Source organism: Marinobacter sp. es.042 (genome assembly GCF_900188315.1).
Classification (GTDB): domain Bacteria; phylum Pseudomonadota; class Gammaproteobacteria; order Pseudomonadales; family Oleiphilaceae; genus Marinobacter.
On record NZ_LT897781.1, the window covers coordinates 564,247 to 587,898 of the forward strand.

A 23,652-nucleotide genomic window follows, 5' to 3' on the forward strand; every position below is an offset into this window, starting at 1 on the left:
GGGGGGCTCTTCCCGGGAATGTCGACGGCCAAGGATGGCCGGCGTCAAGCGCACATGGATGTGCTCGTAGCGGTTCCCGGGAAGAGCCCCCCGATGGCAGTGCTTGCTCCCACGCCACGGTTATCCCACTGATGAGAAAAAACCACCAAAACCAAAGTGGTTGCATCTAAATTTGTTGTCTATAGTGATTCTGTGCGACGAAACCCGGCGGCAAACGGCGTTTGCAGAGGGATGATAGCAAAATCATACTTTTGACTGATCAAAGCGCCCGAAGGCGTTAGCTATAGTGCCAACATCACGAGCACTGTGCATGAAGCCTCCAATACATCGTGAACACCAATAATCAGAGCAGCGACTCAGAACAACAATGGAGTAGCCTTCCAATGACAAGAAAAACACATCAATGGCAGCGTTGGACCAAATTACCGCTGGCCGTGGCAGTTGCAGCCGGCATGTCCGGCCAAGCGACAGCCTATTCGTTTTATGTGGGTGATGTGGAAGCCCAGTTCAACACCACGCTGTCCGCAGGTGTAGGTTGGCGGGTAGAGGACCGTGACAAGCGTCTGATTGGCCAGGGTAATCTTGGTCCCGAATACACTCCGGGTCAGCCTCTTGCAAATATCGGCGCATCCACCAACAACTACGATGACGGCAACCTTAATTTCGAAAGTGGCGATACCTACTCCAAGATCGTCAAAGGCAACAGTGAACTTTACCTGAACTACTATGTTGATAACCCCTACCTGACAAGGGTCGGTGGTCTTCTGCGTGGTCGTTACTGGTATGACTTCGAGCTGAAAGACGAAAACCGTGCCGTTGATTTTGTCGGCCAGCAGCGTGAGCTGAACCCTGAAGCAAAAGCCAACGCCTCCGGTGGTGAAATCCTTGACGCCTACGTGTTCTCCGATTGGTATTTCGGCAATGTCCCGGTCAGCCTTCGTTACGGCAAGCAGGTCGTGAGTTGGGGTGAGAGCACCTTTATTCCAGGCGGCATCAACGTCATCAACCCGGTGGATGTGCCCGCCTTCCGGGCGCCGGGATCTGAACTGAAAGACGCGCTTCTCCCGGTTGAGATGTTCTACATGTCTGCCGGTATCACTGAGAACGTAACCGTCGAGACGTTTGTGCAGGCAGATTGGGAACCGATTCGCCCTGATGACTGCGGAACCTTCTTTTCTACCAACGATTTCGCAGCCGATGGTTGCGGTCCGGTACTTCTCGCTGGTCAGCTCCCGGATTCCCAGGCGTTTGCCCAAGGCTTTATTGCGCCCCGCATAGGCGATCAGGAAGCGGATTCCAAGGACCAGTTCGGGGTGGCTTTGCGTTGGTATGTGCCGGAGCTGAATGATTCCGAGCTAGGCTTCTACTACATCAAATATAACAGCCGCCTGCCGTACGTCAGTGGTCTGGTGAACAACCCGGCCAGCCCGACGTCGACACAGCAGAACGATCCGAGCTTGCCGTTCGCCAGTTTTCCGAGCTACTTCATCGAGTATCCGGAGAACATCAATCTGTACGGTATCAGTATCAATACCACGACTCCCGGTGGATGGTCACTGGGCGCCGAGTATAGCTTCCGAGACAATGTGCCACTTCAGTGGAACGCGTTTGAGCTGATCTTCGGTGGTCTGCAACAGCGTGACCCAGCAGGAAATCCACTCAGCAAGCTTGAAGCACAGCGTCTTGCAGAGAATCCGGGTGCCAACCTGGCAGGCAAGCCAGTCGCGGGTTACGATCGCTTCAACGTCTCTCAGGCTCAATTCACGTTGATCAAATTCTTCGATCAGGTGATGGGTGCGAGCCGACTGTCGTTGATCACGGAGTTTGGCGCGACATACGTGCATGACCTGCCTGATTACGATGAAGCTCGTTACGGTCGTTCAGGGACCTTTGGCATTGGTACTCTCCCGTTCGGCCCTATCGACATCTGCTCCGACGGTGGTGCTAACATCAACACCAACTACTGCAACGACGAAGGCTTCACAACTGACTTCTCCTGGGGTTACCGTACCCGACTGGTTTGGGATTACCCGAACGCAATCGCTGGTGTGAATCTGTCACCGCAGTTGGCCTGGAGCCACGATGTGCAGGGTTACAGCCCGCAGCCGGGCGGTGCTTTCAACGAAGGCAGCAAGGCTATCGGTCTGTCTCTGCAGGCGGTGTACCAGAACAAGATTACCGGCAACATCGGTTACACAAACTTTTTCGGCGGCAAGCCGTATAACGAGTTGACTGACCGCGATTTCGTGAGTGCTAGCGTTTCATACTCATTCTGAACCCGGAAAGAATTCGTTGAACGAGGGAATTTAAATGAAACTTAACAAGAAACTACTGGCCACAGGCGTCCTGGCAGCGAGCATGTTTGCCGGCCAGGCCTGGGGTGCGGTTTCTGCTGAAGAAGCGGCAAAGCTGGGTAACTCGCTGACACCGATGGGTGCAGAAAAAGCCGGTAACGGTGGCGCCATTCCTGCCTGGACGGGTGGTCTGACAACCCCCCCTCCCGGCTACAACAATGATGGTATCTACGTGAATCCGTTCGCGGATGAGCAGCCCAAGTTCACCATAGACCAGAGTAACGTCGAGCAGTACAAAGACAATCTGTCTCCGGGCCAGGTTGCGATGATCGAGCGCTACGATAACTACTTCATGCCGGTGTACGAAACCCATCGTACTGCTGCCTATCCTGACGAGGTCATGGAGCAGACCGTTGCAAACGCCACCACGGTCGAGCTGATCAAGGACGGTAACGGTCTGGGCAACTACCAGGCTGCCACCCCGTTCCCGATTCCCCAGAACGGCCTCGAGGTTATCTGGAACCACATCACTCGGTATCGTGGTGGGTCTGTTCAACGCACAGTTGGTCAGGTGACGCCCACCGAGGGTGGTGATTTCTCCGTTGTGAAATTCCAGGACGAGCTGACCTGGCGTGCATACCTGGCGGACTACGACCCGAATGAAGATGCCAACGTCCTCTTCTACTTCAAGCAGGCCATTACCGCTCCGGCACGTCTCGCCGGTAACGTACTGCTGGTACACGAGACCATCGATCAGGTTGCCGAGCCTCGCCGTGCGTGGGTTTACAACGCCGGTCAGCGTCGGGTTCGTCGGGCACCGCAGGTAGCGTATGACGGACCGGGTACCGCGTCTGACGGTATGCGTACCTCGGATAACTTCGACATGTTCAACGGAGCGCCGGATCGCTACAACTGGGAGCTGGTTGGCAAGAAGGAAATGTACATTCCGTACAACTCCTACAAGCTGACCGATCGCAGCCTGAGCTACGACCAGATCATTCAGGCTGGACACATTAATCAGGATTACACCCGTTATGAGTTACACCGTGTGTGGCACGTAAGGGCAACTCTGAAGGATGGTCAGCGTCATATCTATGCCCAGCGTGACTTCTACATTGATGAGGACTCCTGGCAGGCGTCTGTCATCGATCACTACGACGGTCGTGGCGAACTCTGGCGCGTTGCTGAAGCCCACTTCATGCAGTTCTATGATCAGAACGTGCCCTGGTACGCCATCGAGACTCTGTACGATCTGCTCTCTGGCCGCTACCTCGCGCTTGGTCTGACCAACGAAGAAGAAAATCCGTATGAGTTCGGAGTTGATCGCCGCTCCAGGGATTACACGCCGGCCGCACTGCGCCGCGCCGGTACCCGGTAAGGGTTCTGCAGAAGACCGAAAAACGGCGGGCCTTACGGCCCGCCGTTTTTTTTACACCTGGGAAAACCCTTTCACGTCAAAATTTTGCAGCCCACCCCTCAATTGGTTTAACCTTCTTATCATACTAAAGGCGTACCCGATGTCGGTCGCCATTGAAAAGTCAGTGCAAGATCCACTTTTCCGGCGGTGCAAGGCAGTGCGAGCCGGAGCTAAACGGGGCAGTGCGTGAAACCATTCAATGATGGCTGTGCAGCCAACGACGAATTCCAGTCAGCGAACAGTGGTCTTCAACGGGGCGAGTTAATCAGGGACCTGCTCAGACAACGGGTTCATATTCCCCCGGTTCCCTCCGATTCAATGGTTCGGCCAAAGCTTGATACCAGGATTTCCGACGCACTGACTTCCAGAGGTGTTCTTTTTCTGGAGGCGCCGTGTGGTTACGGTAAATCCCACGCTGTGGTCAGCACCTTCGTCAGCGGTGAAATGGCTACCGATCAAGTACGCTGGATTACGCTGAACTCTCAGGATAATGCACCATCCCGCTTCCTGACCCTGCTTGCCATTGCCCTGGATCTACCTGAAACCCCGGAGCAGGGGATCCAGAGCGGCGCCACCTTCTCTGACACCCTTTCGATGATGCAGGTCGCTTTGGCGCGTGAGGGTTCCGGCCAGCCACGGGTCCTGGTACTGGACAACCTCCAGAATCTCAGCAATCCCGCCGTAGTGGACCTGCTTCAACAGCTGGTGATGGAATTTCCGCGTGGTTCGTCCATCGTTCTTATCTCTCGTAAGGCGCTGCCTTTCGAAACACATAGCCTCGAGCTGGAAAACCGATTCACCCGCATCGGGTCTGAAACGCTTGAGTTTTCCCGTTCGGAAACCTTCGAGTTTTTCCGGGCCGCCACGGAGAAGAGCGAGCTCACCAGTGTTGCTGTCGATAATCTCTACTATATGACCGAGGGTTGGGCGACGCCTTTGGCGCTTTATCGCCGGGAGGTTGCTCAGAATATCGAGCGCAAACCCGTTCAGGAAACAGCAAGCGTTGAGAGGTTTTTGAAGGAGTCGGTGCTTGGCAATTTTACCCCGGGGCAGATGCGGTCCATGCGGGGAATTGCAGAGCTTGAACTGTGCTCCGATGAACTGTTCCTGGCCCTTGAGCCACTCCTGCCTGAAGCTGGCTTTGTTCCCTCTCAGGCTGCCGAGCGGGGGCTGCCCCTGAAGCCGATGCCGGGCCGTGGTCGCTGGTTCCGGATAAATCCGTTGTTGCAGGAATGGCTGAAGTCGCCCGTAATGGCCGGGTATTCGGAGCGGATGCTGCAGGCGAGTCGTTGGTTTGGCGTGCGCGACCAGTTCCCCGAAGCATTGAAATACGCGCTACTGTCTGGAGATGCCGAGGAAGTCATCCGGATCGCCTCTGAGGGATCAGAAGCTTTGCTGTTGGGTCAGGATACGGCATCGCTCCTGCGCCTTCGCAAGAGTTTGCCGACCCAGCTCCTGGAACGGAGCGTACGCCTCAGAATTGTCTATAGCTGGGTTCATGCAATTGGCGGCCAGTTCCGCCAGGCGCGAGCGCTGATTGATGGTCTGGCTGAGGCCGACCGCCAGGAACAGGCTGCAAGGATTTGTGCCTTGAAAGCCTTTATCCTCCGGGGCGAGGGCAGTGTTGGGCCGGCTTTGGAAATGGCTGATCAGGCCCTGGCTGATGGTGGACTCAGCACTCAGGGCCAGCTTGTCACGCAGATGGTCCGTTCCAGTGCATTGTGCGCAGAGGGTCGATTCCCGGAGGCCCGGGAAGCGAACCGTGCCGCGTCGAGACTCGCAAGGGAGGCGGGCGATTCCGGTTCGGAAGCATTGGCGGTTTATGCCCATGCCCGGATTGAACTGGGCAAAGGCGCCCTGAAACATGCAGAGCAATTGTTGCGCACCGGTCTCGATACTGCGATGCAGGAACTCTCGCGTCCTGCCCGGATTGGTGAAACTCGCCTGCAACTGAATCTGGTGCTTGTGCTCTGGCATCAGGGCCGTGAAGCGGAAGCAGACCGCCTGTTGGTCACCTGCGGGCGCCATGCTGAACAGACGAGAGATCTTGGTCTGCTGCTGGCGATGACCATTCGTGTCTTGATGTGTCGGACGCAGGGTCGACTCGAGGATGCGTTTATCTGGATTGGCCGGGCCGAGCGTACCATGCATTCCTGGCAAGTCGACGAATCATTGTTCGTGCCCGTCCTGGAGGCCTTGAAAGCCAACTGCTGGTTGTCTCAGAACCAGATCGACAGTGCCGATCAGGCGGTTCGAAAGCTGGCTCCCTACAGGGAAGCCGGCTGCGTGCCGGAGCTTTTCCCCATGATGCCGGGCCTGCTGGACTGCCTTCAGGTTCGGGTCGACCTGGCCCGCGGTGACCTGATAAAGGCCCGGGAAACCCTTCAAGGTATTCGTGAACGTTATGAGGGAGCCATTCCATGGGGCGTGGAGCTACACATGCGCTTGCTTGAGGCTGTGATCGTTCTGGATGAAAAGGGACCGGTGGTTGCCCTGAAGATGCTATCTAGCGTCGTCAATGAGGCTGCTGCAGAGCACTTCATCAGTCCTTTCCGGGAGCTTCGGAATGAGTTGCAGGAGTTAATGACGAAGGGCTTTGGTCAGCTTCCTGAAAGTGCGTTCAAAGAGGCGTTGGGTGAGGTGTTTGAGCTCCGTGAGGTCGCGGGTACTCTGGACACCCTGGCCGAACCTATCAGTGAGCGGGAGCAGGGTGTGCTCGAGCTGATTGCAAAAGGGCTTTCAAACCAGGAAATAGCTGACAAGCTGCATATTTCCCTGCACACGGTAAAAACCCACGCGCGCCGAATCAATGCCAAGTTGGAAGTGAAATCCCGAACCCAGGCTATTGTGCGCGCCAGAGAGTTAGGCTTGCTGTGAAAAGGGGTCTGACCCCACGGGGTCAGACCCCATGTTCAGACTTTAACTCCTCAATTCGCTGATCCTTTTCAGCCCAAATCTCACCCACCCAGCGCTGGAACGCAATCCGGGTTTCCCGGTTGTTTTCGTAATCCATTCCCAGAAACTCGCCTGGAATTTCCCGCGTCCGCACGTCAATAATAATCCTTCGGATTCGCCCGCAAAGGTAATCCCAAAAGCCGGCCCTGCCTTCAGGATAAACGATCGTGACATCCAGCATGGTGTGAATCATGTCGCCCATCGCGCCCAGTACAAAAGCCGTTCCGCCTGCTCTTGGTTTCAACAGGTGCTTGTAGGGTGAGTTCTGGCGATCATGCTTCTCGGCTGTAAACCGGGTACCTTCCATAAAGTTGAAGATCGTCACCGGGGTATAGCGGAACTTCTCGCAGGCAGCCTGGGTGGCCTCCACATCCTTGCCCTTCAGCTCCGGGCGTTTGGCGATCTGCTCCTTGGTATGGCGGTGCATAAAGGGAAAATCCAGCGCCCACCAGGCAACCCCCAGAAACGGCACCCAGATCAGCTGTTTCTTCAGGAAGAACTTCAGCAGGGGAATCCGGCTGTTCAGCACATACTGAATGGCCGGGATATCGGCCCAACTCTGGTGATTGCAGGTGACGAAATACCAGTGTTCCCGACTGAGACTCTCCACCCCCCGCACATCCCAGTGGACCTTGTGTAGCAGATCCATCAGCAGGTTGTTGAAGCCGATCCAGACCCACGCGATGTTGTTCAGAATCACTGTGCAGGCTTTACGAACGGGGGTAAGCGGCAGCACGAGTTTGAGCAGGGCGAATGCCAGAAGAACCGGAAACAGCACTAATGTGTTACACAGGATAAGCAGGGCCGCCAAAGTCCCCTTCAGCGGCGCGGGGAGAAAATCAAGCATGGGGTAGGGTCTCTAACCTTCAGCCGGGTTGGTTTTCAGTGATGATTGGCGGGGTAGCAAACCGGTTTCCGCTTCGGTAGAAGCCAGCTGTTCAAGGCTGCCGGGTTCAAGGTTTCTAACCACGCTGCGGAAATCGTCGTCGTAGAACTCCAGGTTGTTGTAATGAATCATCGCCCGGATCTCTTCTATATAATCTTCGCCCCGTTCGGAATAGCCAAGCAGGCCTTCGGCGAGCTCCAGACCAGACAGGGGGGCGTTGTTGCGACGGTCTTTTAGCCGAACATCCCGCAATAGCTGGTAGGTGGGGTGGCGATTCAGATTCTGGATATAGGCCCGAACCGACCGGTAGGGTGAAGAGAACTTCGCCACTTCATGGCTAGCCCCATCCGCCCGACTGAGGGGAACCAAGCCGCAGCCTTTGGAAAAACACCACTGGCCGAACAGGTTGTTGCCCTTGGTCGCAAACCGCGAGGTGCCCCAAGCGGATTCATTGGCGGCCTGGGCCAGGATCAGAGACGGAGGAATCACATCGAGACGCTTGCGTAGCAGGGCAAACTGCTCGTCGCTGCCGGGCTCGGCATCCACTCTTAGTCGCTCGGACTGTTGGGCCAGCCAATCATACTCCTTGCTGGTCAATGTCTCCTTCGCAGCGAGGCTATCCAGGTAGTCGCGCTCAATCAGAATCCGTGAGTTGGCCAGAACAATCCGTGGATAGAGAAACGAGAAGAACGCGGCCTTTTTCTCCGTGGTGTCCTGATACTGAGAAAAATCCGGCAGGTCGTCGTTGGCCCAACTTGGGAGCGGGGGCAGAGAAGACAGTGCGGGTTCGGAGCCTGTGTTATCGGAGTTGATCCGGTCAATACTGGCCTGTGGCGTATAAAAGCCACCGCCGATCGCAAATGCAATCAGGGGGAACATCAGTATGACGGCCCGTTTACCCGCAGACATAAAACCTCTCGTTCCAATCGATATAGCAATGATTATAACAGGTTATACGAGAGCGTTTGCCAGTTGGCTTTTGTGGGATGCCACTGCCCTCAGGGCAGTCGTGTTGCAACCAGCAAACCGATCTGTTCCTCACCACCCTCTGTGGTTCGGAACCGCAAATAGAGCTGGTCTTGACTGGCGGTGTGAAAGCCCTCAAGTACAAGATTGCCGGCGGTGAACTCTACCCTCCCGTCGCCCAGTTGGGTGAACGCCAGGTCAATGTCCGCCAGGCTCTCCAGCGCAGGTTTTGTCACGGTCTCGTTACCAACGGAATGGGTGCTGGTCAGCGAAATCGGCGAGAGTGTTGCCGAGCTCGAGGATTCGATGGTCAGCAGGGCATTGTCAAAATGTCGGAGGCTGTTCGTCTGCGATGTCAGGGCCAGGGCCACGCCCTGAAGCCTGAACTGTCCCGTAGCCGGTGCGTTGTTCGCGGTTTGCTCCGCGGCAATCAGAATACCGTCGCCCAGGGGACTATCGTCCAGGTTGAATGCCATCAGGGTGCCATCCGGGGTGCTGGCACCAACACCGATATCGGGCCGCTGGAAATCACCGGAAGCGGTTGTTATGTCAAGGTTCAGCCGGCCGATATCCACATCCCCTTTGCTGAGCCGCGAGGTTCGGTTGCTCAGGGTCCAGGATTCTGTTCGGGTACCGGTGGAGTCCGTCGAGACAGTGCCTGAACTGTCTCGTTGTAATGACGTAAAGCTCTGGGATTGGTTAACTGTGCCGCCAGAAATCTGCCATTGGCCAACGCCTGCTTCAATGGTGAGAGGCGTTGTCGCATCGCTGAATCGGGTTCCAAGATACAGCATGTTGTAGTCGCGGCCATTCAGACTGTCGGCGTCGAATCCCTCCTTCCTCAGGAGGTTGACTTCAAGAGCCGACAGATATTGATCCTCCAGAGTGCCCAGCCGCCGCAACTGGTCGCCGTCTGCTTCCAGCTCAATCGCTTTGCCAGCGGTGAAATAGCCGCTGATCACCCGGTCGGCCCCCGTGGTTTCCTCCTCAGGCGCGCTAGTGAAGGCGTCCAGATAGTAGGGATTGCGAGTCCAGCCAATAATTTTCGAGCTGCCCCGGCCGGTAATGCTCTGATATAGGGCCCGGCCTGCCAGCAGGCGAGTGTCTTCCAACAGCGTGGCTGCTCCAGGGGAGGAGGAGTGGGTATTCCGTTCCCAGTATTCAGAGCCCCGCACGAAGAAGTCGTTACCCTCCTGGTGAATCAGAGCCTCGCGATCGTATGGGATATCGTTGGCCAGAGAGGTCACTCGGATGTTGAAGGCATCAAAACTGGTCAGGGTCAGAGCCGGATAAACATAGCCGGTGCCATTATCATCGGTCAGCACCTCTTCCTGGGCCGTTCGAACACCCCATTGCCCGGACCCGCTCAGGGTAGACTCGAGAAAGGTCTGCCCCAACTCGATGCCCAGAAATACTGAATTGTAGTCCGCTGAACTGGCGCTGATTTTTCCCGAGGACGTTTCATCGAGCACTGCGTAGTCGGCCATGGCACTCACGTAACGGGCAAAGTCGCCCCGATCTTCGAGAATATCCAGGGCACTGCCGAGGCCAACATTGGAAGGAATCTCAATTTCAAAGTCGTGCACCTGATCGGCGAGGGTCGACCACACATACTTGTTCAGGCATAGCTCGCCGCCTTCATCGGCAACGCAATCCAGAATGGTCTGGAACTCACCGGCCGTGTAGCTGCTGAGCGTGTTACGCACCAGATACTCGGAAAAAGGATTTACCTTCACATCCCGGTCCGCATCGGCGGCGAGGGCTCGCATTCGGGTGTTGCCATAACTGGCATCGATAATCACATCCGGTCCAAGGGGCAGGCCTTCTGTGAATTCGATAATGGTGAAACCTTCGCTGTCGGTGCGGCTGGAAATGGGAGGCTCGCCCAGGTTCTGCAAGGCCGGGTTGGTGTAGTAAACACTCACCCTGTCCGGTGGCACGATTCGCAGGTTGCGGCGGGTAGGCTCGCCGTCGCTGGTGACACCACCCGGTACTTCCATGGTTACCCGGACTTCATTGCTGGCCAGGCCGCCTGTATTAGAGGAATCGCCGGTACTGCCGGAACTGAAATCATCGACCGGGTTCTTGTTTCCCGCGAAGTCATTGGGCTGGGCGGCCGCGCCGGCAATGGCATCTTCGCCGCTTCCGCATCCCGCGGTGAGCACCAGAGTCGAAGAGAGGAGTAAACCGAGTGTGAATCGCATGCCTGGCTATCCGTGCAGAAAATACAGGCAGACAGTCTAACAGTCGGATTCTCGGGAAAGCGTGAGGAAAAGCACGAAAGAGTCAGGGAGGGAAAGTGAAACAGGCCCGAGAGAACGGGCCCGTTTCAGATGAGGCATGAATCAGAAGAAAATCTTCATGCCGGCCATAACGCCCTCATCGAGATTGACATCTCGTGATGAGTTCTCGATATCGGTGTTCAGGTAACGGTAGCCGGCGAAAATCTCCGCGTTGCGGATCACACGATAGCTGCCACGAAGCTCCAGACTGGTCATGTCATCGGAATCGCCGAACGAGAGAATGCTGGGCGCGTAATGCAGGCCGCCGGTGAACGACAGGCCCGGCACGTTCGGGATGTTGACGGTTGCGAAACCGCCCAGACCGAGCGCTCCACCATCGGCACGGCTCTGATCCCAGAAGATGCCGCGCATACCAATGCCCGCGGTCGTCGGCAGGTTACCGATAGCCGTGCGGCCCTGGGCATGGAAATCGACGTTGAGAATGTCGCGGCCACCTTCGTGGTAGGTGTAACCGGTGCCAAGCTGAATGTCGTTGTTGGTGTCGAAGAAGTTTACCTGGCCCTTCACCGAGTCGTTTGTCAGGCTTAGATCCACGTCACCTGCGAAGGCAGGCGCGGCAGCCAGTGAGAGAACCATCAGGGAAATCCGGGACGCTTTCATAGTTGTGCACCTTCGTTACGTTTTTAGCAGAATTGGCGGTATGTTAACGGGACGCACCGGACCACTCAACTTAAATGCCAGTAAGTCCCCGTTAACTTTCATTTTTCGCAGATCAGTGCCGGGTGGTCTCGCCGCCCTGGTCCAGATCCTCCGGTGATGCGTTCTCTGCGGGTACCCGGTATTCCTCGTTGGCCCAGGCCCCCAGATCGATCAGTTTGCAACGCTCGGAACAGAAAGGGCGCCAAGGGTTGGACTCGGTCCATTCCACGGACTTTTTACAGGTTGGGCATTCAACGTTCATGGTTGCCTTCGGGTATCTGAAACGTGTCTGGATGTCTGTGCCCGTATTTCGGTAAGCCGTTCTCAGGAGGCAGCAGACGCCTGACAATATTGTTCCAGCACTGCCCGTAGCATTTCAATATTGACAGGCTTGGCAACAAACGAATCCATGCCGCATCGGCGGCAGCGTTCCTCGTCTTCTTCCATGGCACTGGCGGTCAGGGCGACCACAGGGATGTGCGCGCGGTTGTGGGTTTTCTCCCACTCACGGAGACGTCGGGTGGCTTCGAAACCGTCCACGCGGGGCATCACGCAATCCATGAACACCAGATCGAACGGGTGCCACTGCCATAGGCTGGCCGCAGCCTCGCCATCGTTGGCGGTCATCACGTCGCAACCGAGTTTCTCCAGCAGCCGACGGGTCAGGGTGCGGTTCACAGGATTGTCTTCCACCAGCAACACCTTCATGCGGCCGCAGGGAAGCTCCCGGCGCCGGGCGGTATCGGTGGTAGCCTGCAGCGAGAATCGGGTCAGAAAGCGCCGTTCTTCTTTGGCGGCATCGGCAAACAACTGGTTAAGGATGGGCGTCAGGCAAGATTCCCGAAGGGATTTGCTCAGGAAGGCATCGGCACCGGCCTGGCGGAAATGTTCGGCGTCGCCCCGTTGGGGGTTGGACGACAGGATCAGCAGGCGCATATCCGACCAGAGCGGGTTGCTACGGATCTGCCGGCATAGCAGGTCGCTGTCCATATCCGGTACAAAGCCATCCAGAATGATCGCGTCGAACGGCTGCTGGCCATCGAACGCCGTGCGCAGGGACGTCAGCGCCTCGCCGGCGGATTTCACCGCTTCGATGTGCACTTCGTGCCGGGACAGCATTTCCAGGGTTATCTTGCGGGACAGCTCGTAGGAATCCACCACCAGAATCCTGCGGTTTTTCACCATCCGGGTATCCGGCCGAACCCGGGCAGCGTTCTCGGGGGCCACGGGCAGGGTGAGTTCCATCCAGAAGGTCGAGCCTTCACCGGGGCGGCTTTCAAGATCCATGGACCCGTCCATCAGGCCCACCAGTTGGCGGCAGATGGTGAGGCCAAGTCCTGCACCGGGCAGTTGACGCTGGAACTGTTGGCCAAGCTGCACGTAGGGCTCGTAAACCAGGGGAACATCTTCCGGGTTGATACCCACGCCGGTGTCTTCCACGGCAATGCGAAGGCGAGCCTTGTCGTCCCGGCGACCCAACACCTCAATACTGATCAGCACATGGCCGGAATCGGTAAACTTGATGGCGTTAGAGGTGAGATTCAGCAGGATCTGGCGGATGCGCACCGGGTCGCCCTTCAGGGCCCAGGGCAGGTTCTCGTCGATTCTAAGCTCCAGTGCGAGGCCCTTCTCCCGGGCCCGGGAACCCAGCATATGCACCAGATCGTTGAGGGTTTCCCGAAGATCAAAGGGAATGTCCTCCAATACTAGCTTGCCGGCTTCCATGCTGGAGATGTCCAGCAGGTCATTGATGATGGCGGAGAGGCTCTCGGAGGCGCTCAGCAGTGTCTGAACATACTCCCGCTGCTCCTGATCCAGGGGCGTGTCGGTCATCAGGTTGGCGTAACCCAATACGGACTGCAGCGGAATGCGCAGTTCATGGCTGACATTGGCCAGGAACTGGTTCTTGGCGTGATTGGCACGAACCGCCTCGTCCCGTTCACCCTGGGACTGGATCGTGGTCTGGCGCAGGGAGCGGGTGTCCTCAAGGATTTGCAGGCGCATCTTGTTCAGGGCCTGCTCCAGCTCCGAGAGCTCATCTGGCGTTTTTCGGGGTTTGCGCTTGAGCTTCAGCGGGTCTACCAGCGCGTCGAGGTTCAGCCGCGCGGCGTAATCGGCCATGGATTCCAGATGCCGGGACAGCGTTAAACGAACGATCACCAGCAGGCCCAGGGTGCCCAGCATGACAACAATGGATTGAAACAAAAGGTTCAGGAGCGCGCGGTTACGCAGGTCTTTGTAGATCTGGTCTATGGAGGAGGTGACGGTGAGCGTGCCAACGTTTTCAGGACTGCGGTTGTTAGAGCGGTCGAAAACCAGTGGAAAGGTCTGCGATATTACCCGGCCCTCAGGGTAAGTGCCGGTGCTGAAGGTTTCGCCGGTGCTGGTCACCACCCGCCCGTACTGGACAGCGGGTACTGCTTTCATATCATCCAGGCTATTGGCCACCTCGCTGAAATTCATCAGCCAGATGTTGTTGCTCATGCTCCCGGAAACCAACTCGGCGGCCCGTGTCTGGTCATTCAGCAGATCGTTCTTGCGCCGCTCGAATTCTCCGATCAGCTGAACGCCCGTTGCCACCAGAGACAGAAAAAGGCTGAACAGCAATACGTAGGCGAGCAACCTTGCCGCCAGTGGTCGTATTCCCAATCGTTTGAAGAACCGCTTTGAAGGCAAGGCACATATTCCCTGTGTCGACTACAAAATCACCAAAAGCAGTTTAACAGACCGTCAGCACTTCGACACGTTTCCGTGAATGATCATTCACGAATCGAAAGCGCACGTTCAGATCGTATAAATGTGCGCCGTAGATCCGCTCCTCTTCCCGCCCGCGCCGAAAAGACGGGCGGGGATCGTAAGCCACCACATCCTCGATCAGCGGGCGCAGTTCCGGATACTCTTCTGGTGGAAGCCCGCTGATCTGGGCCTCTGCCTCAGGCAGAAAAACCACTTCCAGTCTTTCCGTGGGCGGGGAGTCTGCCCAGCCCAATGTCGCTTCAGGAACGGAATCGGCAAATGGCAGGTAGGGTTTGATATCCAGTATCGGTGTGCCCTCGATGAGGTCATGATCACTGATGCGGAGAATGAGCTGTCCATCTTTGCGCACCAATCCCTCATTGCGAACGACCGAGAGGCCGAGGCTGTTTGGGCGAAACGGAGAGCGGCTGGCAAACACACCCATCTTGCGATTGCCGCCCAGGCGGGGAGGGCGCACCACGGGCCGCCAGTCTGCTCGCACCGCCTCGTGAAACTGAAAGGTCAGCCAAAGGTGGCTGGCGGTCTCCAGCCCACGGAAGGCATCTTCGCGGTCAAACGGTGGCTGGATAATCAGCTCGGCCCGGGCATGCCGGGTCAGCCCCGGCTGGCGCGGCACCCCGAACTTGTCCTGAAAGCATGATCGGGTAATGGCGATAGGCGTGAGAGTGAGGGCCTCGGAAGGCGGTTTAGACAAATGTCGTGGCATCTATAAACTCCGGGGTCAGATGAAAGCCTTCATCTGACCCCATTTTCAGCATTTAACCCGGGGTCAGAAGAACGCTTTCTTCTGACCCCTCCTTCACAGGCGATCATCTTCAATAATTCCTGAGAAATACATTTCTATCCTAAAAACCACAGAAGCACGGTCTTTAAAGCTCTCCTCCCGGGGGAATTCCAGCGCTGGAATCAGCTCCGCATAGAGCCAGTTGCTGTGCAGTCGGTAGCGAAACGTGAGATCGGTGAACGCGGAGGTGGTGCGCCAAGAAGGTTTGCTTTCCCCGAGGACGCCCATTCTTGGCGTTACAATCAAGCGGTTATTCATGCGCTTGCGCGTGCTGAAAATCTGACCCGCCACAAATTCCTTGTCGTTGTGTACCCACTCCAATTCCGAAGACGAGCGGAAATACCAGCCATTGCCAACCGGCCGCCCGGCACCAATCCAGGTTCGCTCGCCCCAGCCGTCCTGATGAAAATAATAGAACCGCTGCTGGGCGTTCAGGATCCACTTGTCGTCCAGGCGCCAGCGTTTCTCCGCCGTTGCTCTCCAGAAGGCATCTGGAGGGAGCCGCAGGCGAACACCCACATCGTTGGAGAAATTGATGGCATCGCCAATCTGGGTCAGGTAACGCAGTGCACCTGTGGCTTCCGTATCTGAACGCTCGGGCTCCGTGAGCTGCCGGTCCCGCTGGCGCTCCCCGAGAGGAATCAGGTCTTCGCTCTCGCTTTCGATCACCAGGCGCAGTTTCCGACGGGTGGTGGGAATGTCCAGCCGGAACCGAGCCTCTGGCTCAAACTGTGCCGGATCGCCGTATTCGGATTCCGTCGCAAAGCCAACTCGCAGATAGCTCTCATTGTTGGGCAGGCTTTGGGCGCTGCCGGACAAGGTGCGGTCTGCCCATTGGCCAACAGACTGGATCTTCTGCCCGTGCAGGCGTTCCTGCCGCAACACCCAGTTACTGAACTTCAGCCAGTAGGAATCCCGTGGGTCCGCCCAATATTCATCCGGCTCAAAGGTATAGAACCCGATCGGCAATTGAGCTGGAGACAGAATCTCCGCCACAGACCGCTCCCGAACCTCAAACACCGGCTCGATGCTGTAGCTTGGAGAAGAGACCGTCAGAGAAAGAACAGCCGCAAGGGCTGTCATGCGATAGCGGGAAAACCAGTCAGCCAAAATCCACCAGCAACCTTTCATGCAGCTCCCGCACCTGACGTGTTACTTCATCCAGAGGCCGGTTATTATCAATCACCTCATCCGCCCGCGCCAGCCGATCTTCGCGCGACACCTGAGCCGCAATGATCCGCTCAACCTGCTCCCGGGAATTGGTGTCCCTGGCCATGGTGCGCTCAATCTGGGTTTCTTCGGGCACGTCGATCACGATAATGCGGTCAACCAGTTCGTGCTGGTCGGTCTCGAGAAGGAGAGGGGAGACCAGAAGCACGTAGGGAAGCTGGTAGTTTTCCGGGTTCAACTGCCGAATCAATTCCTCGCGGATCATCGGATGCAGCAGCGACTCCAGCCAAACCCGCTCTTCCGGCTTCTCAAAAACAATCCCACGAAGCTGCGCCCGATCCAACGCACCCTCAGAAGTGAGGATTTTCTTCCCAAAATGCTCTGAAATCCGTTCCAGTGCAGGCGTTCCCGGCTCAACCACTTCCCGGGCAACATCATCGGCGTCCACCCAGTGCACGCCGTGCTCACCAAACAAGCGAGCCACAGTCGATTTTCCGGAACCAATCCCGCCAGTCAGGCCAACCACCGGGGTCTGACCAAAATCGCCCCGCGATTTTGCTCTGACCCCATCTTCAAGTGATCTCTCCGTCATATGCCAAGAAACCCAAACCAAAACGCCTGAATCTCACTCCCAAACCACAAACAAATCAACCCCGCCGTAGCCAGATAAGGCCCAAACGGAATCGGAACTTCCCGACCATGCTTCTTGAACACCATCAAGCCGATACCGACAGCGGCTCCTACAACCGAGGAAAGCAGAATCACCGCTGGCAACAACTGCCACCCCAGCCAGGCGCCGAGTGCGGCAAGCAGTTTGAAGTCTCCGTGGCCCATGCCCTCCTTGCCGGTTACCAGCTTGAAAAGCCAGTAAACAGACCACAACGAGAGATAACCTGCCACCGCACCCCAAAAGGCACTGCTGAAGTCCGTCAGCACGCCAAAATAATTCAACACGAGGCCCAGCCACATCAGGGGCAGCGTAATGCTGTCTGGTAGGAGCTGGGTGTCTAAATCAATCACGGTCAGGGCCACCAGAGCCCACACCAAAAGCAAGGCCCAGAGGGCGGATTCGTTCGGTCCGATGACTGCAATGGTCACCACCGAGAAAATCGCCGTTACCGCCTCAATGATTGGATAGCGTGGCGAGATAGGCGCCTTGCAGGATGCGCATTTGCCCCGAAGAACCAGCCAGCTGACTACAGGGATGTTCTCCCAGGCGCGAATGCCATGGCCGCAAGAAGGGCAGGTGGAGGCCGGTTTGGACAGGGTAATCCGCTCTTCATCCCTTCGCTTTGTTTCAGGCAGCTCCAGGAATTCCTCGCACTGGCAGCGCCAGTCCTGATGCATCATTTTGGGCAGTCGTAGAATCACAACATTCAGGAAACTGCCGATGCAGAGGGAAACGAGGGTGACAGAAAGGAAAAGAAGCCAGGGCGTGGCGAGAAAGGCGTCCAGAGTAATCATCAATTATCCGAGAATCAGGCGGGGGAACTCGGAGCCAGAAGATACCTTTCCTCTGGCTCCACTTTGCGGTCGGGCGGCCGGCTTTTAGCCGATAACCTGACCCATCTGGAAGATCGGAAGATACATGGCAATGATCAAACCACCAACCAACACGCCCAGAACGGCCATTATCATAGGCTCCATCAGGGCAGTAAGGTTGTCGACCATATCATCAACAACGCCCTCGTAATGCTCTGCGACCTTACCGAGCATTTCGTCCAGGTTACCCGATTCTTCGCCGATGGCTGTGAGCTGAACTGCCATTACCGGGAATACATCCTGCTGGCGCATGGAAGCCTGCAGTTGTGTACCGCTGGCAACGTCATTCTTGATTCGATCAATGGCATCCCGGTAAACAGCGTTGCCGGTGGCACCGGCCACAGAATCGAGCGCGTCCACCAGAGGCACACCGGCCGCGAAGGTTGTGGATAAAACCCGGCCAAACTTCGCCACTGCGGATTTATCCAGAATCTCGCCAACCACGGGCAGTTTAAGAACCACCTTATCCATGAGGTCGGAGAACTTCCGCGATCGTCTTTTGGATTCCTTAAACAGGAAGATTGAGCCCATGATGGCGAGCAACACCACAAACCACCAGGATTGCAGCCACTCGGAGAGCTCTACGACCATCTGGGTGAATACGGGAAGATCAGCACCGAACCCGGTGAACAGTTGCTCGAACTGAGGCACAACCTTGACCAGAAGGATCGCCGTCACGATCATCGCAACGATAATAACCGCAATCGGATAGGTCATCGCCTTTTTGACTTTCTTCTTCAGCAGTTCGGTTTTTTCGAGGTATGTGGCAATCCGATCGAGCATTGCTTCCAACGCACCGGCCTTTTCACCCGAATCCACCAGGTTGCAGTACAAGTCGTCAAAGTGCCTTGGATGCTTTCTAAGAGCGCCGGCAAAGCTTGTACCGGAAGAAATGTCATTCCGGACCGTCATTACAAGGTCTTGTAGACCTTTGTTTTCAAGACCATCGGCAACAATGTCGAAGCTCTGGACCAGCGGCACACCCGCTTTCATCATGGTTGCCAACTGCCGTGTTAGCATTGCGATGTCGAATGGCGTGATTTTTTTGCTGCCACCGAAGAGCGGCTTGGGCTTTTTCTTTACTTTATCCGGAATAATGCCCTGCTTACGCAGTTGCGCCTTCACCAGAGCCAAGTTGGCGCCGGTCAGCTCACCCTTGGACTTGTTGCCTCTCCGGTCTTTGCCTTCCCAGATAAACGATTCGAGCTTCTGTGCTTTCTCTGCCATGCTTAATCCTTCGTCACGCGGTTGGCTTCCTCAAGGCTGGTCACGCCCTCCATGACCTTCAGTAGGGCGGATTGGCGCAAGTTGCGGAAGCCCTCTGCCTGAGCCTGCTTTGCAATTTTAATGGAACTGGCCTCTTCCATAATCATGTTAGCCAGCTCGTCGGTAATCTTGACCACCTCGTAAATACCAACGCGGCCTTTATATCCTCCATTGCATTTATCACAGCCCTTGGGGCGGTACAACGTGAAGCCTGTATCAATTTGTTCCTGTGTGAACCCTTCCGCCAAAAGCACGTCCTTCGGGATGTCTGCAGCTTGTTTGCAGGCACTGCAAAGCCGGCGGCCTAACCGCTGCGCAATTATCAGGCTCACTGACGTGGCAATGTTGAACGAGGGAACACCCATGTTCATCATTCGGGTAAGCGTTTCCGCAGCACTGTTGGTGTGAAGTGTTGACAGAACGAGGTGGCCGGTCTGCGCCGCTTTGATGGCTATGTTGGCAGTCTCCAGATCCCGGATCTCGCCCACCATGATGACGTCCGGATCCTGGCGCAGGAACGCTCGCAGCGCTTCGGCAAAACCCAGTCCCACCCTCGTGTTTACGTTCACCTGGTTAATCCCTTCCAGGTTGATCTCTGCCGGGTCTTCCGCTGTGGAGATATTGATTCCCGCCGTGTTCAGGATGTTCAGGCCTGTGTACAGCGAAACTGTTTTACCGGAACCGGTAGGCCCGGTCACCAGAATCATGCCCTGAGGCTGGGAGAGGGCATCCATGTACATCTTCTTCTGATCTTCTTCATACCCGAGAACATCAATACCCAGTTTCGCCTGGCTGGGATCCAGAATCCGAAGCACGATTTTTTCGCCCCAAAGTGTGGGGAGCGTATTTACCCGGAAATCAATGGCCTTGGTTTTGGACAGCTTCATCTTGATGCGGCCATCCTGGGGGACGCGCCGTTCGGAAATATCGAGCTGAGCCATAATTTTGACCCGCGCCGAAATTTTCGGTGCAAGCTTGATGGAGGGTCTTGATACCTCCTTCAGAATGCCATCAGTCCGGTAACGAACCCGATAGATTTTCTCGTAGGGCTCGAAATGGATGTCAGATGCGCCGCCTCGAATCGCATCCAGAAGCATCTTGTTGACATACTTTACAATCGGCGCGTCGTCGATCTCGGTGACAGATACTGCCCCCTCATCGTCATCGGCCTCGCCACCCTCCGTTTCCACGCCTTCCAGGTCGGCATCCTCAAGGTCCCCCATGGTGGTGTCATGGGATTCCAGGTATTTGTCAATGGCGGCCCGGAGTTTGCTGTCGTCCACCAGAACCGCGTCAGTGCTCAGGCCAGTGTTGAACTTTATTTCGTCGAGCGCCTGTATGTTGGTCGGGTCTGACACAGCTATAAAGAGACGGTTGCCCCTCTTATACAGCGGCAACGCGTTGTGTTTTCGAATGAGTTTTTCGTCAACCGCCTTCTCCGGCATCATCTCCGGCAAAAAGGCATCGAGATCCAGTACTGATATCCCGAACTCCATGGCTGCTGAGAAAGCCAGTTTGGAGCTGTCGGCAAGCTGGTTCTGGGTGAGATAGGTGATGAGCGGGATGCGGTTCTGTGATGCCTGAACAAAGGCGTCCTTGGCGGTATCCTCATCCAGGAGCTTGTCGTCCACAAATCGCCGAGCGAGGCCCGTGAGCGTTATATTCCGGTTGTTATTCGCCATAAATGTCTGCAGAAATCGTCTGTAAGTAGCTGAATCGCGAGTTGATGACTACAGAGTTTAGATGTGCAGACCGGCTTTGGAAAGGCATGTTCGTCTTATCCTTTCGCTTTCTTGATAGTTCGTGTTATCGCAAAGGTTGGCTGCTCCTGCATGCAAGGTGACAAAAAATGTCAGTGTTCGACGCCATGCGACTTCTTTCTGGTTGAGCTCGGCGTCTCTGAAATCTTGCCAATAACTGTTAACTCATTGTCCTGTCGATGGAATTTATGTTTTTCCTGAACTTGGCACGCCGGATGCTGAGGCAACAACAAGCTCGAAGCGGTAAGGGGGAAGGCACCACCGCCCCCGGGCTGAAAACACGAAACGACAAACCAGAGGTCGCAAAAATGAAAGAGATTCAAATGAAGAAAGGTCAGAACGGTTTTACTCTTATCGAACTGATGATCGTAGTTGCCATCATCGGTATCCTGGCAGCGATCGCTATTCCTGCTTATCAGGACTACGTTGAGCAGAGCCGCGTTGACTCCTGCCTGGCCGAGCTGAAGGCCCAGACAAACAACTGGCTGATTGAGTACTCACAGGATCCGTCCAACCTCTCCACTGCGGTTCAAGGTGCCTGCGCTTCAATTTCCGCCCCGGCATCGGGTTCTGCACCGACCAATGGTTCTGGTGTGCCGACAGCTAACTGGGCAACTGCTACAGCGTCAGATTCTGCCAGCACTACTCTGACTTGTGACGGTTCTGGTACCTGCACCAGCAGCTGATCATTATCAGGTTCTAGCCTGACGTAATAGAAAAAGGTCTGGTGCTCAAAGCCCCAGGCCTTTTTTGTTTCTATTCTTAATCTTTCTGGGCAAGCTGAAATGACGAAAACCCAGACCTTTTTTGTTTCTCTACTGACGTTAACGGTGCTCCTATCCGTATTGTTTGCTGATTTACTGCCTAAGCCAGTTGGAAGTTATGCATTCCAGAGGTTTTTACAGGTTGGTATCCTCACAATTACCTGCACCGCGGTCGGCGCCTTCTACATTAGCCGATACGGCATCGAAACTCTGAATAAACTCTGGCCAGCGCTGATTGTTGCTTCAGGCTTTTTACTGTTGACTTTTCCTTTTCGCGAATCCCTCTATGCCTGGGTTGAGCCAGGTCTCTACGCAGTCTTCTTCTTTGGCTTCGTTGCGATGGGCAACCTCGCTGGTAGCGACAGGACAAAACACCAATTAGCAGTCATTCTCGTCTATTGCGCGGCAGTCGCTGTCGCGTTATATGGCGCAACAACCATTATGGTTTACCTGTTCGCACTCTCCGATGAAGTCAGCCAGCTCTCTGCGTTTATTCCCTGGGGTTTCGTCAATATCCGTTATTGGAGTCATATTGCGACGTGGCTAATGCCGTTGTTGCCGCTTGCTGTTCTAATTGGACCTCTCCAAAACCAACGCCTTTGGCGATTTTTCTGTGCCTTGGGTGCAGCAATTTGGTGGTGGGTTATATTTCTCTCCACTTCACGGGGCACAATGTTGGGGCTGATTTTTGGTCTATTTATAGTCCTCGTTTTTGTCGGACGACCGGCGTTACCCTGGGTAAAAGTTTTTTTGCGCTATCTCGGTTATGGCCTGTTTGCATGGCTGGTTCTGTCGGTACTGATTCCGTCCATTTTGATTGATGAATTGACTGTTCGTGCACTCCACGCGGGATCCGCGGGCAGAATGCCTTTGTTCATAGAAGCGTGGCGCATGAGCTTTGAAAACTTCCCGCTTGGAATGGGCCCGCTGTCTTGGTTGACCCATGAAACTCTGACTGACGAGTACTTGAAGTCATCGAAATTCGGTCACCCACACAACATGTACCTGATGTGGGCCGCTGAATATGGCTGGTTGGTGATTTGCGCCTTGCTAGCTTTGGTTGTTCAGGCTATCCGGTTGTTTTGGGAGCGGCGGCGGGAGCTACGTAATGAAACGCAGGGAGCTAGTGTTTTGATCCTCGCGGCGTTCACAGCATCTGTGTCTGCTGCGCTTCTGCATGCTGGTGTTTCCTCAGTGTTTATCGCCCCGGGCTCGATGCTGATAGGTTTTCTTGTCCTGTGTGTCTTTTGGGCGTTGATCTCACCGAGCTGGGTTGTTTCCTCTCAGGGTAGCGGCGGAAATAAAGCTCTTTATACCGTGGCGTTTATTGCGATCGGTTTTGTGGCCTGCCTCTGGCTCAGAGAAGTGGTGATTTACTACGACGCCATGCTCGAAGACCGAAATTACCGCTTCGAAACAGCACCTTACGGCACGCCTCCCCGTTTTTGGCATTATGGTATGTTTCCCAGGCCTCCCAGCCAGATGATTCAAGGCTCTTCTGGTTCATCCCCAGATTGAACGACTATCGCTTTATCATTTGGCCTCAATTTTGCTCGTTTTATCCTCAGTTTCCATGTCGAGTGATAGTGCTATGTCCAGAACGTCTGGCGGTTTTACCCTTATCGAATTGATGATCGTTGTGGCCATCATCGGTGTGCTTGCTGCAGTCTCGATGCCCTTGTACCAAGGGCATATGTTGCGAACGCAAGTAAATCAGGTTGTTAGCGAACTTTCCGTTTATCGGACTACGTACGAGGTGAATCTGGCCAACAACAATTCAATTGATAACACGAGCCTCAAATACAAGCCTTCGCCATATACCAACGGCAGTCTTGCCACCCAGATTTCTGCGTCAAATGCTGACGGATCCGGTCACCTGCAAGTGACCATGGGTGGCAGTGCTCACCCTTCTCTGGCAGGAACCGTTGTCCGGTTTGAACGATCTGCGCAGGGCATTTGGAGCTGCCTGATCGATCGGTCCGCTGCCTCCGACTGGCACGGAAGCTATGAACCACCAAACTGCACAGCAAATTAATTGGCTGATGTAGTTGAGCGTGCTGTTTTAGAAAGTGCTTCTCGGTCCGGGAATCCCGCTCGAAACCTATTTTGAGTTAAGCTGGGAGAATCGTTAAACGGAAAAGGATTTACG

The 23,652-nt window shown here is 55.5% G+C and carries 18 protein-coding genes; 6 read left to right on the forward strand and 12 right to left on the reverse strand.

Translation table 11 applies throughout. The features are described from left to right. Positions 1-383 precede the first annotated feature (383 nt). From CFB02_RS02795 to CFB02_RS02805, 3 genes are all read left to right on the forward strand, one after another. Entirely contained in the window at positions 384-2,276 is a 1,893-nt protein-coding gene (locus CFB02_RS02795) for a DUF1302 domain-containing protein (protein WP_088556783.1), read from the forward strand. Between the two features lie 34 nt (positions 2,277-2,310). Continuing rightward, positions 2,311-3,672: a DUF1329 domain-containing protein gene (locus CFB02_RS02800; RefSeq protein WP_088556784.1), complete on the forward strand. Its 1,362-nt coding sequence runs from the start codon at positions 2,311-2,313 to the stop codon at positions 3,670-3,672. Between the two features lie 225 nt (positions 3,673-3,897). Beyond that, positions 3,898-6,588: a LuxR C-terminal-related transcriptional regulator gene (locus tag CFB02_RS02805; protein WP_088556785.1), complete on the forward strand. Its 2,691-nt coding sequence runs from the start codon at positions 3,898-3,900 to the stop codon at positions 6,586-6,588. Between the two features lie 22 nt (positions 6,589-6,610). On the opposite strand, the gene CFB02_RS02810 is transcribed toward CFB02_RS02805, so the two are convergent. The 12 genes from CFB02_RS02810 to pilB all read right to left on the reverse strand — a co-directional run bounded on the left by CFB02_RS02810 (position 6,611) and on the right by pilB (position 20,661). Then, complete coding sequence (locus CFB02_RS02810) at positions 6,611-7,513, reverse strand: acyltransferase (RefSeq protein ID WP_088556786.1); 903 nt, start codon at positions 7,511-7,513, stop codon at positions 6,611-6,613. A 12-nt stretch (positions 7,514-7,525) separates the two neighbouring features. Continuing rightward, complete coding sequence (locus tag CFB02_RS02815) at positions 7,526-8,461, reverse strand: glucosaminidase domain-containing protein (protein WP_088556787.1); 936 nt, start codon at positions 8,459-8,461, stop codon at positions 7,526-7,528. Positions 8,462-8,550: 89 nt separating this feature from the next. Further along, entirely contained in the window at positions 8,551-10,722 is a 2,172-nt protein-coding gene (locus tag CFB02_RS02820; protein WP_088556788.1) for a hypothetical protein, read from the reverse strand. A 141-nt stretch (positions 10,723-10,863) separates the two neighbouring features. Next, a complete protein-coding gene (locus tag CFB02_RS02825; protein ID WP_088556789.1) occupies positions 10,864-11,421 on the reverse strand; it encodes a YfaZ family outer membrane protein in 558 nt (185 codons plus the stop codon). Between the two features lie 112 nt (positions 11,422-11,533). Further along, complete coding sequence (yacG, locus tag CFB02_RS02830) at positions 11,534-11,722, reverse strand: DNA gyrase inhibitor YacG (protein WP_088556790.1); 189 nt, start codon at positions 11,720-11,722, stop codon at positions 11,534-11,536. Between the two features lie 62 nt (positions 11,723-11,784). Continuing rightward, positions 11,785-14,136 (reverse strand): response regulator, encoded by a 2,352-nt coding sequence (locus CFB02_RS02835; RefSeq protein ID WP_088556791.1) that lies wholly within the window; start codon positions 14,134-14,136, stop codon positions 11,785-11,787. A 43-nt stretch (positions 14,137-14,179) separates the two neighbouring features. Then, the gene (tsaA, locus tag CFB02_RS02840) at positions 14,180-14,923 is read right to left on the reverse strand and encodes a tRNA (N6-threonylcarbamoyladenosine(37)-N6)-methyltransferase TrmO (RefSeq protein ID WP_088556792.1); all 744 of its coding nucleotides are present in this window, start codon (positions 14,921-14,923) and stop codon (positions 14,180-14,182) included. 93 nt (positions 14,924-15,016) lie between these two features. Beyond that, a complete protein-coding gene (locus CFB02_RS02845) occupies positions 15,017-16,111 on the reverse strand; it encodes a hypothetical protein (protein ID WP_088559142.1) in 1,095 nt (364 codons plus the stop codon). Continuing rightward, positions 16,104-16,763: a dephospho-CoA kinase gene (coaE, locus tag CFB02_RS02850; RefSeq protein WP_227519301.1), complete on the reverse strand. Its 660-nt coding sequence runs from the start codon at positions 16,761-16,763 to the stop codon at positions 16,104-16,106. Before coaE ends, CFB02_RS02845 begins: the two co-directional genes overlap by 8 nt. Then, entirely contained in the window at positions 16,760-17,635 is an 876-nt protein-coding gene (locus tag CFB02_RS02855) for a prepilin peptidase (protein WP_088556793.1), read from the reverse strand. The genes coaE and CFB02_RS02855 overlap by 4 nt, the downstream gene beginning before the upstream one ends. Before the next feature lie 84 nt (positions 17,636-17,719). Next, positions 17,720-18,940: a type II secretion system F family protein gene (locus CFB02_RS02860; RefSeq protein ID WP_088556794.1), complete on the reverse strand. Its 1,221-nt coding sequence runs from the start codon at positions 18,938-18,940 to the stop codon at positions 17,720-17,722. A 2-nt stretch (positions 18,941-18,942) separates the two neighbouring features. Then, entirely contained in the window at positions 18,943-20,661 is a 1,719-nt protein-coding gene (gene pilB, locus CFB02_RS02865) for a type IV-A pilus assembly ATPase PilB (protein WP_088556795.1), read from the reverse strand. Between the two features lie 401 nt (positions 20,662-21,062). Between pilB and CFB02_RS18470 the strand changes: the two genes are divergently transcribed. From CFB02_RS18470 to CFB02_RS02880, 3 genes are all read left to right on the forward strand, one after another. Continuing rightward, the gene (locus CFB02_RS18470; protein WP_157677824.1) at positions 21,063-21,425 is read left to right on the forward strand and encodes a type IV pilin protein; all 363 of its coding nucleotides are present in this window, start codon (positions 21,063-21,065) and stop codon (positions 21,423-21,425) included. A 99-nt stretch (positions 21,426-21,524) separates the two neighbouring features. After that, positions 21,525-23,021, forward strand: a complete 1,497-nt coding sequence (locus CFB02_RS02875) for an O-antigen ligase family protein (protein ID WP_088556796.1) — start codon at positions 21,525-21,527, stop codon at positions 23,019-23,021. A 73-nt stretch (positions 23,022-23,094) separates the two neighbouring features. Next, positions 23,095-23,538, forward strand: coding sequence for a pilin (locus tag CFB02_RS02880; RefSeq protein ID WP_088556797.1), 444 nt, complete (start codon positions 23,095-23,097; stop codon positions 23,536-23,538). The last annotated feature ends 114 nt before the right edge of the window (positions 23,539-23,652 follow it).